The sequence below is a fragment of the Agrobacterium sp. FDAARGOS_525 genome, assembly GCF_003938925.1.
GTDB classification, from domain to species: Bacteria; Pseudomonadota; Alphaproteobacteria; order Rhizobiales; family Rhizobiaceae; genus Agrobacterium; species Agrobacterium pusense.
Map to the genome: position 1 here is coordinate 2,725,667 of NZ_RKIU01000003.1, position 14,857 is coordinate 2,740,523.

15 protein-coding genes are annotated in these 14,857 nt (G+C 60.6%); 9 read left to right on the forward strand and 6 right to left on the reverse strand.

The genetic code is table 11. The annotated features are described in order from the left end of the window. Positions 1-22 precede the first annotated feature (22 nt). The 5 genes from EGT36_RS14735 to EGT36_RS14755 all read left to right on the forward strand — a co-directional run bounded on the left by EGT36_RS14735 (position 23) and on the right by EGT36_RS14755 (position 5,340). Positions 23-1,150 carry an S-(hydroxymethyl)glutathione dehydrogenase/class III alcohol dehydrogenase gene (locus EGT36_RS14735; protein WP_065653610.1) on the forward strand — a complete coding sequence of 376 codons (1,128 nt, stop codon included), beginning with the start codon at positions 23-25 and terminating at the stop codon, positions 1,148-1,150. Positions 1,151-1,287: 137 nt separating this feature from the next. Beyond that, positions 1,288-2,178, forward strand: coding sequence for a hypothetical protein (locus EGT36_RS14740; protein WP_077986291.1), 891 nt, complete (start codon positions 1,288-1,290; stop codon positions 2,176-2,178). A gap of 108 nt (positions 2,179-2,286) precedes the next feature. Then, positions 2,287-2,550: an acyl carrier protein gene (locus EGT36_RS14745; RefSeq protein WP_034499138.1), complete on the forward strand. Its 264-nt coding sequence runs from the start codon at positions 2,287-2,289 to the stop codon at positions 2,548-2,550. Next, positions 2,547-4,079, forward strand: coding sequence for an AMP-binding protein (locus EGT36_RS14750; RefSeq protein WP_125270502.1), 1,533 nt, complete (start codon positions 2,547-2,549; stop codon positions 4,077-4,079). Before EGT36_RS14745 ends, EGT36_RS14750 begins: the two co-directional genes overlap by 4 nt. Then, positions 4,063-5,340: a type III PLP-dependent enzyme gene (locus tag EGT36_RS14755; protein ID WP_037093472.1), complete on the forward strand. Its 1,278-nt coding sequence runs from the start codon at positions 4,063-4,065 to the stop codon at positions 5,338-5,340. The genes EGT36_RS14750 and EGT36_RS14755 overlap by 17 nt, the downstream gene beginning before the upstream one ends. Here the strand turns inward: EGT36_RS14755 and EGT36_RS14760 are convergent, their stop codons facing one another. From EGT36_RS14760 to coaD, 6 genes are all read right to left on the reverse strand, one after another. Continuing rightward, the gene (locus EGT36_RS14760; RefSeq protein WP_125270594.1) at positions 5,341-6,498 is read right to left on the reverse strand and encodes an aminodeoxychorismate synthase component I; all 1,158 of its coding nucleotides are present in this window, start codon (positions 6,496-6,498) and stop codon (positions 5,341-5,343) included. It lies immediately after the preceding gene. Positions 6,499-6,689: 191 nt separating this feature from the next. Further along, the gene (tgt, locus tag EGT36_RS14765; protein ID WP_004442089.1) at positions 6,690-7,820 is read right to left on the reverse strand and encodes a tRNA guanosine(34) transglycosylase Tgt; all 1,131 of its coding nucleotides are present in this window, start codon (positions 7,818-7,820) and stop codon (positions 6,690-6,692) included. Next, on the reverse strand, positions 7,820-8,902 hold the full coding sequence (gene queA / locus EGT36_RS14770; protein ID WP_125270503.1) for a tRNA preQ1(34) S-adenosylmethionine ribosyltransferase-isomerase QueA: 1,083 nt from the start codon (positions 8,900-8,902) through the stop codon (positions 7,820-7,822). Before queA ends, tgt begins: the two co-directional genes overlap by 1 nt. Before the next feature lie 198 nt (positions 8,903-9,100). Continuing rightward, positions 9,101-9,610, reverse strand: a complete 510-nt coding sequence (locus EGT36_RS14775) for a peptidylprolyl isomerase (protein WP_037093468.1) — start codon at positions 9,608-9,610, stop codon at positions 9,101-9,103. A 36-nt stretch (positions 9,611-9,646) separates the two neighbouring features. Further along, on the reverse strand, positions 9,647-10,216 hold the full coding sequence (locus tag EGT36_RS14780; RefSeq protein ID WP_004442095.1) for a peptidylprolyl isomerase: 570 nt from the start codon (positions 10,214-10,216) through the stop codon (positions 9,647-9,649). A gap of 28 nt (positions 10,217-10,244) precedes the next feature. Continuing rightward, positions 10,245-10,739: a pantetheine-phosphate adenylyltransferase gene (gene coaD, locus EGT36_RS14785; protein WP_004442098.1), complete on the reverse strand. Its 495-nt coding sequence runs from the start codon at positions 10,737-10,739 to the stop codon at positions 10,245-10,247. 436 nt (positions 10,740-11,175) lie between these two features. Here coaD and EGT36_RS14795 point away from each other — a divergent pair, with 436 nt between their 5' ends. From EGT36_RS14795 to trpD, 4 genes are all read left to right on the forward strand, one after another. Continuing rightward, positions 11,176-11,355 (forward strand): hypothetical protein, encoded by a 180-nt coding sequence (locus EGT36_RS14795; protein ID WP_004442101.1) that lies wholly within the window; start codon positions 11,176-11,178, stop codon positions 11,353-11,355. Between the two features lie 38 nt (positions 11,356-11,393). Continuing rightward, complete coding sequence (locus EGT36_RS31045) at positions 11,394-11,528, forward strand: hypothetical protein (protein ID WP_004442104.1); 135 nt, start codon at positions 11,394-11,396, stop codon at positions 11,526-11,528. Positions 11,529-11,933: 405 nt separating this feature from the next. Next, a complete protein-coding gene (locus tag EGT36_RS14805; RefSeq protein WP_022556257.1) occupies positions 11,934-13,826 on the forward strand; it encodes a peptidyl-prolyl cis-trans isomerase in 1,893 nt (630 codons plus the stop codon). 16 nt (positions 13,827-13,842) lie between these two features. Next, complete coding sequence (gene trpD, locus EGT36_RS14810; protein WP_006698866.1) at positions 13,843-14,856, forward strand: anthranilate phosphoribosyltransferase; 1,014 nt, start codon at positions 13,843-13,845, stop codon at positions 14,854-14,856. Position 14,857: the final 1 nt, after the last annotated feature.

Genomic DNA, 14,857 nt, shown 5'->3' on the forward strand with positions numbered 1-14,857 from the left:
AGACAATGCCAGGAGATAAGATATGGACGTCCGCGCCGCCGTTGCCATTCAGGCAGGAAAACCGCTCGAGGTCATGACCGTTCAGCTCGAAGGTCCCCGGGCCGGCGAAGTGCTGATCGAGGTCAAGGCGACCGGCATCTGCCACACCGATGACTTCACCCTTTCCGGCGCCGATCCGGAAGGCCTGTTTCCGGCCATTCTCGGCCATGAAGGCGCCGGCATCGTCGTGGATGTCGGAGCGGGCGTTACCTCCGTCAAGAAGGGCGATCATGTCATTCCGCTCTACACGCCGGAATGCCGCGAGTGTTATTCGTGCACCTCGCGCAAGACCAATCTCTGCACCTCCATCCGCGCCACGCAGGGCCAGGGCGTGATGCCGGACGGCACCTCGCGATTCTCGATCGGCAAGGACAAGATCCATCACTACATGGGCTGCTCGACCTTCTCGAACTACACGGTTCTGCCGGAAATCGCCGTCGCCAAGATCAACCCGGACGCCCCCTTCGACAAGGTCTGCTACATCGGCTGCGGCGTCACCACGGGCATCGGTGCGGTCATCAACACCGCCAAGGTCGAAATCGGCTCCACGGCCATCGTCTTCGGTCTCGGCGGCATCGGCCTCAACGTGCTGCAGGGCCTGCGTCTTGCCGGCGCAGACATGATCATCGGTGTCGACATCAACCCGGACCGCAAGGCCTGGGGCGAAAAATTCGGCATGACCCACTTCGTCAACCCGAAGGAAGTCGGCGACGATATCGTGCCCTATCTCGTCAACATGACGAAGCGCAACGGCGACCTGATCGGCGGCGCGGATTACACCTTCGACTGCACCGGCAATACCAGGGTCATGCGCCAGGCGCTGGAAGCCTCCCATCGCGGCTGGGGCAAGTCGGTCATCATTGGCGTTGCGGGTGCTGGCCAGGAAATCTCCACGCGTCCGTTCCAGCTCGTCACCGGCCGCAACTGGATGGGCACCGCATTCGGCGGCGCGCGCGGCCGCACGGATGTGCCGAAGATCGTCGACTGGTACATGGAAGGCAAAATCCAGATCGACCCGATGATCACCCACACCATGCCGCTCGAAGACATCAACAAGGGCTTCGACCTGATGCACAGGGGCGAAAGCATCCGCGGCGTCGTCGTGTACTGATCGGCCGGCAACGTCAGCAGGCGCGCAGCACGCGCGCCTGCCCATTCATGCAAATGTGATCGCGCCTTCGGCCTTGCAGCCAGCGCGATTAACGGGACGGTAAATCTATCGTTGTAATCCCATAACGCGCGGTGGGGTTGAAAAATCTCTTCCTCAGGCCGAGTGACGCCAGACAGCGGAGAGCGCCCCTGAAAATCGTATCGATCGATAACGGAAACCGCGCCGCCGCCATCAGTCTTCTGACGAAAGGTTTCCCTGAAAAGAGCGAGGCCTTCTGGTCCCGCGGGCTTGCGCTGATCGCCGAACATCACGAACGCCGGCAACTCGGTCCGGTCGGGCAATTGCTGATGAAAGGTGACGCCGCCGCCGGTGTATTGCTGACAATCAAAAGCCGCCTGCCGGATACCGGCACTGTCGTCGTCAATCTGTCCAGCTGGTATGTCGAGCCGGCTTGCAGATGGTTCGCGCCGCGCATGCTGCAAATGGCGTCGTCTTCAGAGGATGAGGTCTTCACCGACCTCACCCCCTCGGCCGAAGCCTGCAGGCTGAATGAGAGGCTGGGCTTTCACACGGTGACGGATTGCACGCTTTTTTATCCCCTGCCGTTGAAGGCGTTGCGCCCCTCGAGCGCCCGCCTCATAACGCTTGCCTCCGCTCAACCCGGTACGCTGACCAGCGAGACGCGTGAGATGCTTGAAGATCACGCGCGCCTCGGCTGCATCGTCGCCATCATACAGGTGGATGGCCGTCATTACCCGCTGGTCTTTCTGAAAACGGCGACCAAAAGGGCGCCCTCCGCGCGCCTCATCTATTGCGAGGACCGCGCAGTCGTACAAAGACACATTTCCGCGATCGCCCGCCATCTCCTTCGCCACGGCAGATTTGCCATGACGATGGCTGCACTCGAGGGTGAACGAAACGCGGGCGGCTTCGCTGCACATAAATCTGCGCCGATACAAGTAAAAGGCGCATGGAACCCACAATTTATTAACGAAACATACTCAGAGTTGGTGTTATTGCCACCCTAGGTATTTTAGTGGTGCTGGGGTTGTCCTGACCGAAACCTGGCCTTTACAGATAAACGGGGTTCCGGGGCGGGAGCCATGGAAAATATACGGGGAGATCGGGGAATGAACATGCTTGCAGCAAAAACGAGCGAAATAGAGATTGCTGATACCATTCACTCCTATCTTTCGGACCGTTTCCCTGCCTATGCACCTTTTTCGGCCGACACGCCGCTTCTCGAGGGAGGCGTCATCGATTCGCTCGGCTTTCTGGAGCTGATGATCTTTCTTGGTGAAGGCTTCGGCATCATTCTCGACGACGAACATTTCACCCCCGACAACCTTGGCACGCCCGCCGATCTCGTCGCCTTCGTCCTCAGGGAACGGAGGCGATGACACCTCCTTTCCTGCTGCACCACCTGCTGGGCGCGCGCGCGGCAAGCGACGGGCAGGCGATCGTTTATAAAGACACATCCCTGAGCTACCGGCAATTTGCCGAAGCGGCGGAACGATGCGCGGCTGCCTTGCAGCAGGCTGGGGCGCAACGCGGCGACCGGGTCGTCATTTTTCTGCCGCGAGGCACGGAAGAATGCTGGTCGATCTTCGGCGTCAGCATGGCCGGATGCGTCTTCGTGCCGGTCAATGCGCTGCTGAAGGCGCAGCAGATACGCCATATCATCGTGGATTGCGGCGCCGAACTTGTCATCAGCCATGCGACCATGCGCGACGAGCTGAGCGCGGCGCTGGAAGGTCTGGCCGGTGTCCGCGTGCTTCTGACGAACGATATCGCCGAAGGCGGCAAGACGTCAGTCAAAAGCCCGGCGGCAATCGGCGAAGACCTCGCGGCGATCCTCTATACATCCGGTTCTACCGGCTCACCCAAGGGCGTGATGCTGTCGCATCGCAATCTCCTGGCCGGCGCGCGCATCGTGCGTACCTATCTGGAGATTACCGGCAAGGATCGCATTCTTTCCCTTCTGCCCTTCAGCTTTGATTATGGCCTCAACCAGCTGCTGACGGCAGTGGAACAGGGCGCGACAACAATCATCTCCACCTTTAGGCTCGGTGACGACATCGTCCGCGACCTGCGCGACCATGCCGTGACCGGGCTTGCCGGGGTGCCGACAGTCTGGGCGATCCTGACGAGGGCGGCGCCGTCGCTTGCCAGGACGCCGCTTCCGCATCTGCGTTACATCACCAATTCTGGCGGGCGCGTGCCGCAGGAAACCGTGAAGGCGCTGCGCGAAAAGCTGCCGGACACGAAAATCTACCTGATGTACGGCCTGACCGAAGCCTTCCGCTCCACCTTCCTGCCGCCGGATGAAATCGATCGCCGCCCGACCTCCATCGGCAAGGCCATTCCCGAATGTGAGATATTCATCGTCACCGCCGAGGGACAGCGGGCAAAGCCCGGCGAACCCGGCATTCTCGTGCATCGAGGCCCGACCGTTTCGCTGGGCTACTGGAACCGGCCGGAAGACACGGCGAAAGTCCTGCGCCCGCATCCCTTCATTCCGGCGGCACTGGGCGGAGAAACCGTATGTTACTCCGGCGACCTGGCGGTGGAAGACGAAGACGGGTTCTTCAGCTTCGTTGCCCGTAACGATGCGATGATCAAGTCTTCGGGTTATCGCATCAGCCCGACCGAAGTCGAAGAAAGCCTGATGTCGACAGGCTTGTTCCAGCAGGTCGCCGTCATCGGCCTTCCGGACCCCTTTTCGGGGGAAAAGGTGCATGCCGTGGCGACTGCCGCCAATGAAAATATCGATGTTTCCGCGGCACTGAAGAAGGCCGCTGAAATGCTCGCCCCCTTCATGATCCCGCGCGCCATCGAGCTGGTCGACCGGTTGCCGGTCACCGCCAATGGCAAGGTGGACTACCGCGCGCTTGTGCGCGAACGGACGGACAATGGCGCCCACGGATAAACCCCAGAGCCACGGTCCCGCCCTTGCGGCCGCGTCATTCGATATCAGTGAAAACGATCTTGTGATCGGCGGGCTTGCCGTGCGCGATATCGTCGCCGAAACCGGAACCCCATGCTTTCTCTATGATGCTGGCGCGATGCGCCGCGCCTACCGCGATCTCCAGGCGACGCTCTCCGGTTTTGCCGATATCTATTATTCGGTGAAGGCCAATCCCCTGCCCGCCATCATCGCGCTCTTCCGGCAGGAAGGCGCCGGCGCGGAAATCGCTTCCGCTGGCGAATATCGCGCCGCTATAAAGGCTGGTGTCGCGCCCGAAAACATCATCTTTGCCGGGCCCGGCAAAAGCAGAGCCGAATTGCACGAAGTGATCACGGGCGGCATCGGCGAAATCCACGTGGAAAGCGCCGAGGAAATTGCCCGCATCGAGGCAATCGGCAAACCCGTCAAGGCCTCTGTCCGCATCAATCCGGTGCCGGATGCGCAAGCCGGCGCCATGCGCATGGGCGGCAAGGCCACCGCTTTTGGTTTCGATGAGGAAGAACTGGAAAATATCCTGCCGCTTTTCCGGCATGCGGGCGTTATCGATCTCGTCGGCATCCATATCTATGGCGGCACGCAGATTCTCGATGCGGACATGCTTGTCTCGCAATGGCGACATGCCATCGCAATTGCCGCCCGCATGGCGGAAATGCTCGGCAAGCCGCTTGAAACCATCGATCTCGGCGGCGGCCTCGGCATCCCCTACTTCGCCGGCGAAGCACCGCTCGATCTCGCGAAGGTAAAAGCCGCCGTCCCCGATCTGAAGGCACTGCTGAAAGCGCATCCGCTGATCGCCGACGCCCATGTCATCGTCGAGCCCGGCCGCTTCCTCGCCGGTCCGGGCGGCATCTATACGGCCGAAGTCAATTCCGTGAAGACCTCGCGCGGAACCACCTTCGTTGTGACGGATGGCGGCATGCACCATCACCTGGCCGCTTCGGGCAATCTCGGTCAGATCGTCAAGCGCAACTATCCCATCGTTGCGCCCGCCATGATGCAGGCCGACCACGCGGAGACTGCAACTGTCGTCGGCCCGCTCTGCACGCCACTCGATACGCTGGCTCGCAACGCGGCATTGCCGAGGCTCCAGGCCGGTGACCTCATCGCCATCCTGCAGTCAGGCGCCTATGGCGCCAGCGCCAGCCCCGGGGGTTTTCTAAGCCACGCGGTGGCGAAGGAAGTGCTGGTGGAAAATGGGGCGTTTGAGATGATCGGGCGATAATCACCCTCGCAGCAGCCTGTCCCCCACAGCGAATTTCGATTTCAGCAGGCACTCGTCATATTCCGCCTCAGCCACGGAATCGGAGACGATGCCGCCGCCGACATTAAAGACGGCACGACCGTCATCGAACAGTGTCATCGTACGGATCGCCACCGAAAAGCGCATTTCACCACCAGGAGACATGAGGCCGATGGCGCCGCAATAGGCGTCGCGGGGCGTCGCTTCCAGTTCGCGCAGGATTTTCATCGCCCACATTTTTGGCGCACCGGTAACCGAGCCGCAGGGAAACAAGGCGGCGAAAATGTCTTCCACCGTCATGCCAGGCAAAAGTTTCGCCCTGATATGGCTGACCATCTGGTGCACGGTCGGATAGGTCTCGATATCGAAAAGCCGTGGCACATCGAGGCTGCCGACCTCGGTGATGCGGGAAATATCGTTGCGCAAGAGATCAACGATCATGCGGTTTTCGGCGAGCGTCTTTTCATCCGCAAGCATCGCCGCGATGATCGCCCTGTCCTCCTCCGCATCCGCTCCGCGCGGCGTCGTTCCCTTCATGGGATGGGTTTCGATGAACCCCCGCCCGTCAACCGAGAAAAACAGTTCCGGTGATCGTGACAGGATGACGGGGCCGCCGAGATCGACCAGCGCGCCATATTTCACCGGCTGGCGCTCGATCAATGACCAGAATGCCGTCAGCGGATCGCCGCTCCAGCGGGCATGGACGGGCATGGTCAGATTGCCCTGATAACAGTCGCCCCGGCGTATATGGTCGTGCAACAGCTCGAAACGCCGCCGATACTCGGGAAGTGTCCATGCCGGGACCGGATCGGCAAGAAACGCATCCGCGCCCGGAACTTCGTCAGGCCGCGCAAAGCGGCCGTCATCCGGCTGCGGGCCGGAAAAGACCCCGAAATTCAGGAACGGCACGTTGCGCGGTTCGGCCGCAAAAGACGCAAGCTTCGGCTCGAACAGGAAACCGGCCTCATAAGACACATAGCCAGCTAAATATTTTCCGGCACGGCGCAGTTCTTCCATGCGCTTCAGCGCTGCAAAAAATGCTTCTCGCTCATCCGCGACGATGATTTCCTCCGGCTCGGTGAAGGCTGTCACCGTGCCGGTCGTGTCATCCCGGAAAAGAACGTAAGGCGCATGTGCCAAGGAAAAATCCGTAGAAGGTAAATCTGGAGACTGCAGGGCGTCGGAAAGATACCTTTCCATCGTCATCCCCGGTTCCCGGATCAAATCCGAGGATGTCCCGAGGATCTACCACCCGTTGACTTTAGCGATCTCGGCAGATCCTCGGCACGAGACCGAGGATGACGTCGAGTGTGGAGACAGGTCACGAGGCATTAAACCGGGTCTATATCGCCCCGCGCCCACATTTCGATGGTTTCCGCATAAAAATCGGCGAAACGGCCTTCCTCGATCGACTTGCGGATACCCTGCATCAGCTCCTGATAATAGGCAAGATTGTGCCAGGAGAGCAGCATGCCGCCCAGCGCCTCGTTGGCGCGTACGAGGTGATGCAGATAGGCGCGGGAGTAATCGCGCGAGGCCGGGCAGTTGGATTGTTCGTCGAGCGGGCGCATATCCTCGGCATGGCGGGCATTGCGGATATTGACCTTGCCGCGGCGCGTAAAGGCCAGACCATGACGGCCGGAACGCGTCGGCATCACGCAGTCGAACATGTCGATGCCGCGCGCCACCGATTTCAGGATATCGTCAGGCGTGCCGACGCCCATCAGGTAACGCGGCTTTTCAGTGGGCAGCACCGGCAGGGTAATATCGAGCATGCCCAGCATCACATCCTGCGGCTCACCGACGGCAAGGCCGCCGACCGCATAACCCTTGAGATCGAGCTGCTTCAGCCCTTCGGCGGAGCGAATGCGCAGGTCCGGCTGGTCGCCGCCCTGCACGATGCCGAACATGGCCTTGCCGGGCTGGTCGCCAAAGGCGACGCGGCAGCGCTCGGCCCAGCGCAGCGACATTTCCATGGCGCGCTCGATTTCCTTGCGCTCGGCCGGCAGCGCGATGCACTCATCGAGCTGCATCTGGATGTCCGAATCGAGCAGGCCCTGAATTTCGATCGAGCGTTCCGGTGACATGTGATGCAGCGAACCGTCCACATGGCTCTTGAAGGTCACGCCCTTCTCATCCAGCTTGCGCAGACCGGAAAGCGACATCACCTGAAAACCGCCGCTATCGGTGAGGATCGGGTGTGGCCAGCGGATCAGCTCATGCAGGCCGCCAAGGCGGGCGACACGCTCGGGGCCGGGCCGCAGCATCAGGTGATAGGTATTGCCGAGAATGATATCCGCCCCCAGCTCGCGCACCTGATCAAGATACATGGCCTTGACGGTGCCGACAGTGCCGACGGGCATGAAGGCGGGCGTGCGGATGACGCCACGCGGCATGGCGACTTCGCCTAGGCGCGCGCCGCCGCTCGTGGCTTTCAGGGTGAAGGTGAATTTGTCGTGCATCAGTTTTTCCGGAACAACAGGCTGGAATCGCCATAGGAATAGAAACGGTATCCGGTTTCGATGGCGTGCTTATATGCGTCACGCATCGTTTCGAGACCGCAGAAAGCCGAAACCAGCATGAACAGCGTCGATTTCGGCAGGTGGAAATTGGTCATCAGCATATCGACCGCGCGGAAACGATAACCGGGCGTGATGAAAATGCCGGTCGCATCGGACCACGGGTGAATGATGCCATCCTCCGCAGCCGCGCTTTCAATCAGGCGCAGCGACGTCGTGCCCACGCAGACAATGCGCCCGCCCCGCGCCTTGACCGCATTCAGCCTGTCGGCTGTTTCCTGCGAGACGTGGCCGATTTCGAAATGCATCTTGTGATCGTCGGTATCATCAGCCTTGACCGGAAGGAAGGTGCCTGCCCCAACGTGAAGCGTCACGAAATGCCGCTCGATACCGGCCTTGTCGAGCGCGGCAAACAGGTCGGGCGTGAAATGCAGCCCGGCGGTAGGCGCGGCAACGGCGCCCTTCTCGCGGGCGTAGATGGTCTGGTAGTCGGTCTGGTCCTGCGCATCTTCCGGCCGTTTGGCCGCGATATAGGGCGGCAGGGGAATATGGCCGACGGAGGCAATGGCCTCGTCCAGAACGGGACCGGAGACGTCGAACAGCAGCGTGATCTCGCCCTCCTCGCCCTTCTGCTCGACGGTGGCCTCCAGATGGGCAAGGCCGCAGGCATTGTCGCGCGCATAACCGAAACGGATGCGGTCGCCCTGCTTGATGCGCTTGCCGGGACGCGCGAAAGCCTTCCAGCGGGACTGATCGGCGCGCATGTGCAGCGTGGCCGAAACGGCCGTCTCCGGCGCGCCTTCGCGCAGCCTGACACCTTCAAGCTGGGCGGGAATGACGCGGGTGTCGTTGAAAACAAGCGCATCGCCGGCCCGCAGGAAGGACGGCAGGTCGAAAACGCGATGGTCTTCCATGCGATTTTCATTCGGATCGACCACCAGCAGGCGCGCGCTGTCGCGCGGGTTCGCCGGGCGTAGGGCGATATTCTCCTCGGGCAGGTCGAAATCGAACAGGTCTACACGCATTGCAAGGGCTCTCGAAAATATCAAAACCCGCCCTCAATGGGGCGGGTGGTGGGAGTGACAAGGCTTCGTCTAACGAGACGTCATCCTCGGGCTTGATCCGGGGACCGAGGATGACGGCTGAGAGGTTGGCACCCTTGTCATCAATGTGAAACGCCCCGCAGTTTCCTGCGGAGCGGGTAAACACTTTATAAGCTATTCTCAAGCCGCCGAAGCGAGCTTCATGGACACGATCGAATCGGGGTCCTTCACCGGCTCGCCGCGCTTGACCTTGTCGATGGCTTCCATGCCCTCGATGACCTGGCCCCAGACGGTGTACTGCTTGTTGAGCCACGGGGAATCCGTGAAGCAGATGAAGAACTGCGAGTTGGCGGAGTTCGGGTTCTGCGAACGGGCCATGGAGCAGGTGCCGCGCACATGCGGGATGGCGGAGAATTCTGCCTTCAGGTCCGGCTTTTCGGAGCCGCCCATGCCGGCGCGGGCCGGGTTGAAGCTTTCGGAACCCTTCTTGCCGAATTTCACGTCGCCGGTCTGGGCCATGAAGTCTTCGATGACGCGGTGGAAAACGACGCCGTCATAAGCACCTTCCGATACCAGTTCCTTGATGCGGGCAACGTGGCCCGGAGCAACTTCCGGAAGCAGCTGGATCAAGACCTTGCCGGTCGTCGTTTCCATGATGATGGTGTTTTCCGGATCCTTGATCTCGGCCATGATTATTCTCCTCTGTTCGGGCTCTATTGCCCTGTCTTACTTCTTGCCGACAGTGACCTTGATCATCCGGTCGGGGTTGGAAACTTCGCCGTTGCTGCCCTGCCCGCGCTTGATCTTGTCCACGGCTTCCATGCCGGACACGACCTTGCCGACCACGGTGTACTGGCCGTTCAGGAACGGACCGTCGGCAAACATGATGAAGAACTGCGAATTGGCGGAATTCGGATCCTGCGAACGGGCCATGCCGACCACGCCGCGCGTGAACGGAACCTTGGAGAATTCGGCCGGAATATCCGGCAGGTCGGAGCCGCCAGTACCTGCGCGCTGGGCGCTGAAGCCCTTCTCCATGTTGCCATACTGCACGTCGCCGGTCTGCGCCATGAAGCCGTCGATGACGCGGTGGAAGGCGACGTTGTCGTAAGCGCCCTTCTTGGCCAGCGCCTCGATCTGCGCCACGTGCTTCGGCGCGACGTCGGGCATAAGCTCGATGACAACGGGGCCGTCCTTAAGCTGGACGGTGAGAAGTTCGGCGGCAGACGCAAAGGTGCTGGCGGCAAGCGCGCCCGCAAACATGGCGCCGGCAAAGGCAAATCGAACGAGTTTCATCGGATTGGCTCCAAATGTAAGGCTGAAGTCAGCGCTTCAGCTTGGCGTTAAGGGCTTCAAGCACGGCTTTCGGCACAAAGGCTTCGACATTGCCGCCCATGGCGGCGATCTGCCGAACCAATGTGGCTGTAATGGGTCGCGACGAGGTGCCGGCGGGCAGGAACACGGTCTGGATATCGGGCGCCATCTGGCGGTTCATGCCCGCCATCTGCATTTCATAATCGAGATCGGTGCCGTCACGCAGGCCGCGCAGCAGAAGTCGCGCGCCATGCTGACGGGCCGCATCGACAACCAGATTATCGAAGGAAACGACGTCCATGCGCGCCGCTTCGCCCGGCAGCTGCTCCGCAAGCGCCTGCTTTATCAGCCCTGCCCGTTCCTCGAAACTGAACATCGGCGCTTTTCCGGGATGAATGCCAACCGCGACAATGACCTTTGACGCCACGTTCAGCGCCTGGAGAAGCACATCCAGATGTCCGTTGGTCATCGGATCGAAGGATCCTGGATAAAAGGCAATCGTCATATCGCTCTCAGATGGTGGGCGCGTCTCGACGCTTCAGCATATGTGCCGCCTTTTGTCATGGAGAAGCACGCGGCGCAAGACTTTATAACCACCCCTCACAAGCGCGGCCGTGCCGTGAACCCCCGATGAACGGGCCGTTCAGTGCGGTTTCAGAGCCATTTTGTTTAAATGCACAGCATCGGGAAACCGAAACGCCTTTCGCCCGTTAAGCAACCGGAGAATCGAAAATGCTGGCCTTCATGATCGTCGTTTCGGTCATCTCGTCATTCGCAGCCGAGTATCTTTTCCTCGAATGACGGCCTCAGCCAGTTTCCTGAACGCCAGATGAACGAGCCATTCAAGGAAGTTTCACCGGGGCGATGCTAATCGATTTTTATGATTGACGCGGAACATGATCGGACATGGTGCGTTAACAAGAAACCAAAGGAACAGACAAATGTTTGTAAGAGAAAAACAGTCTACTTCGGCGAAAATCAGCGTCATCAGCACCGCCTGGACAGTTCTGGTTATCGCAATGGTAGCAACGACGTTTAGCCTTTATGAACAGAAGCCTGAAAAGCTTGGACCTGACTATCCGCAACTGACCGCCCGCTACCAGTATATGAATTATTACTGATAACGGGGAGAAACTCTCGAAACTCCGGAGACGACATCATGTTCACATTTCTGACGATGCTTCTTGCCCTGATCAGCGTAATGTTCGTGATGTCAATGATCTCTGTCGTTGCCGAGATGCGACGCGAGGACGAGGAGTTCAAGGCGATGATCCGGCGCGACCGCGCTTTCTGAGTGCGGCAGGCTGGCATAAATCCGCTTTAAGAATGATTTTTCTCAACCGCCCTGGACCCTCCGGGCGGTTTTGTTTTGAAAGGCCTGCGATGGCCGCCCTCGTTCCTCTGCTTGTGACGAGAATCCAGTCAACACACGTCTGTGCGACGGAAAGACTCTTTTCAGCCCCAAGGACTTGGGCGGGCTCGATTCCTGTCACAAGCACAGGAATGACGGTGTGGACGCCGCTGATATCCATCCGTTGCCTCCATTTCGGCGCCTCCAATCACACAACCGTTTTCAAAACCCCGTTTTTCCAAGGGAAATTCCCTTCAATTTCCGAATGGATTGATTTAAGGAACGCCGATACGTTGCGGGCCGGACAGCCGGCGACCGCGATGACGTTCCTGTGAGGTTTGCATAACGATGCTCGATTCCCTGAGAAATGCTTCTCGAACCATGGCAGCCAAGCTGCTGCTTCTCCTGCTTGTTGTTTCTTTTGGCATCTGGGGCGTTTCCGCATCGCTTGTCACCGCCAATTCCCACGCCGTCATGACGGTAGGTGACCAGACGGTCAGCCCGGAGGAATTCCGCCTCGCCTATCAGCGGCAGATTTCCGATCTCAGCCGCCAGTTCGGCACAAGGCTGACGACCGAACAGGCCAAGGCCTTCGGCATCGACCGCCAGGTCTTCAGCCAGCTTGCAGCCGGGGCATCGCTTGACGAACTCGCTTCGAAGATGAACCTCGGTCTTTCGGAAGACCGTCTTGCCAAACTCATTGCCGAAGACCCCGCCTTTAAATCGGTCAATGGCCAGTTCGACCGCAACCTCTTTACGGAGCGCCTGCGCAATTCCGGTTTCCGCGAGGACGACTACATCAAGGAACGCAGCAAGGTCGCCGTGCGCAGCCAGATCGTTGAAGCCGTCTCGGACGGTTTTGCCGCACCGCAGGTTCTCGTGGATGCCCTGAAGCAATATCGCAACGAGCAGCGCGCCGTTGATTATGTCATTCTTTCGAACGCCGTCATCCCGCCGGTCAAGGCCCCCGGCGACGACGTGCTCGCCCCCTGGTTCGAGACGAACAAGACGAAATATCGCGCGCCGGAATTCCGCAAATTCACCTATGTGAAGCTGGAACCTTCCGACATCGCGGAGCCAGCCTCGGTAACGGACGCCCAGATCGCCGATTATTATAACAGCCACAAGGACAGCTTCCGCACCGCCGGCCGCCGCACGGTCGAGCAGCTGACCTTCCCGGACAAGGAAATGGCCGCTGCCGCCGCCGAGCAGATCAGGCTCGGCAACACCACCTATGACCAGGTGGTGAAGGATCAGGGCAAGACGCCGTCCGACGTCACGCTTGGCGAATTCACAAAGGATACCATCCCCGACCAGTCGATTGCCGATGCCGCTTTTGCGATCCAGAAGGATGGGGGCGTTTCGCCAGTGGTTGAAGGTTCGTTCGGCCCGGTACTTCTGCGCGTCACGGGCATCAAGCCGGAAACCACCCGCACGCTGGAAGAGGCAAAGGAAGACATCCGCAAGGATCTCGCCACCGCTGCCGCCGCGGAAGAAATCACCAATGTGCACGACCGTTACGAGGATCTGCGCGCCGGCGGTTCTTCGCTTGCGGACGCCGCACAGCAGCTGAACCTGAAACCGGTCACCATTGCCGCCATCGACGCAGCCGGTCTCGACGAAAAGGGCGATGCGGTCGAAGGCCTGCCCTCCCCGCAGCTCGCCCAGGACGTGTTCAAGACCGAACCCGGAACCGAGGCCCTGCCGATCAATCTCGGCCGCGAAGGTTACATCTGGTTCGACGTCGAGCAGATCATCCCTGCCCGCGACCGCACGCTTGCCGAAGTCCGCGACGATGTCGTTGCCGACTGGACGGCAGAGCAGCAGCGCACCGCACTTGCCGCCAAGGCCGACGAGCTGAAGGCCCGCGTTGAAAAGGGCGAGACGCTGGAGGCTGTTGCGGGTGAGCTGAGCCTTGCAGTCGAACAGAAATCCGGCCTGCGTCGCACCAGCGAAGATGCGATTTTCGGTCGCCAGACCATCGCCGCCGTCTTCTCGGGCGCCGAAGGCGTGGTCGGCACCGCGGCCGATGCCGATGGTTCCAGCCGCATCCTCTTCAAGGTCACCTCTGTCGACACCAACGCGACGCCGGACGCGCTCGCCAATGACGACCAGCAGTTTGCCGCCATTGCCCGCGCGGCCGGCGACGACATGCTGGACCAGATGGTCAACCGCCTGCAGAATGACTATGGTGTGACGATCAACCAGGCCCTCGCCGATCAGGCGATGGTCGGCTTCTAACCCGGGAGGCGACGAGATGGCCGAACTGAAGCCGCTGATCGCCAGGGTCGCGAATGGAGAAAGCCTGAACCGCGAGGATGCGCGCACGGCTTTCGACATTCTGATGTCGGGCGAAGCCACGCCGTCGCAGATCGGCGGTTTCCTGATGGCGCTGCGCGTGCGCGGTGAAACGGTCGACGAAATCGTCGGCGCCGTCTCCTCCATGCGTTCCCGGATGTTGCCGGTTTCCGCCCCCGCCAATGCCATCGATATCGTCGGCACCGGCGGCGACGGCATCGGCACCTACAACATCTCGACACTCGCCTCGATCATCGTCGCCGGCACGGGCCTGCCGGTCGCCAAGCACGGCAACCGGGCATTGAGTTCCAAATCCGGCACGGCAGATGCGCTTTCCGCACTCGGCGTGAAGCTCGATATCGGTCCCGATCTCATCGCCCGCTGCATCAGCGAGGCGGGTCTCGGCTTCATGTTCGCGCAGATGCACCATTCCGCCATGCGCCACGTTGGCCCGAGCCGCGTCGAACTCGGCACGCGCACGATCTTCAACCTGCTCGGCCCCCTCTCCAACCCGGCCGGCGCAAAACGGCAATTGCTCGGCGTGTTTTCGCCACGCTGGCTGGTGCCGCTTGCCGAAGTGCTGCGTGATCTGGGTTCAGAAAGCATCTGGGTCGTGCATGGCGACGGCATGGATGAAGTCACCACCACGGGCGTCACCCATGTGGCGGCGCTCGAAGGCGGCAATATCCGCACCTTCGAGCTGACCCCAAAAGATTTCGGCGTTGAGCCGGCGCGGATGGACGACCTCAAGGGCGGCGACGGCATTGCCAATGCGGCGGCGCTGCGCGAGGTTCTTTCAGGCAAGCGCAATGCCTATCGCGACGTATCGCTTTGCAACGCAGCCGCAGCGCTTGTCATCGCCGGCAAGGCGGAAACGCTTGGCCAGGCCATGACGATTGCCAGCGATGCCCTCGACAGCGGCAAGGCCGCCGCCGCGCTGGAGCGTCTGGTCGCCGTATCAAACGAGGAATGAG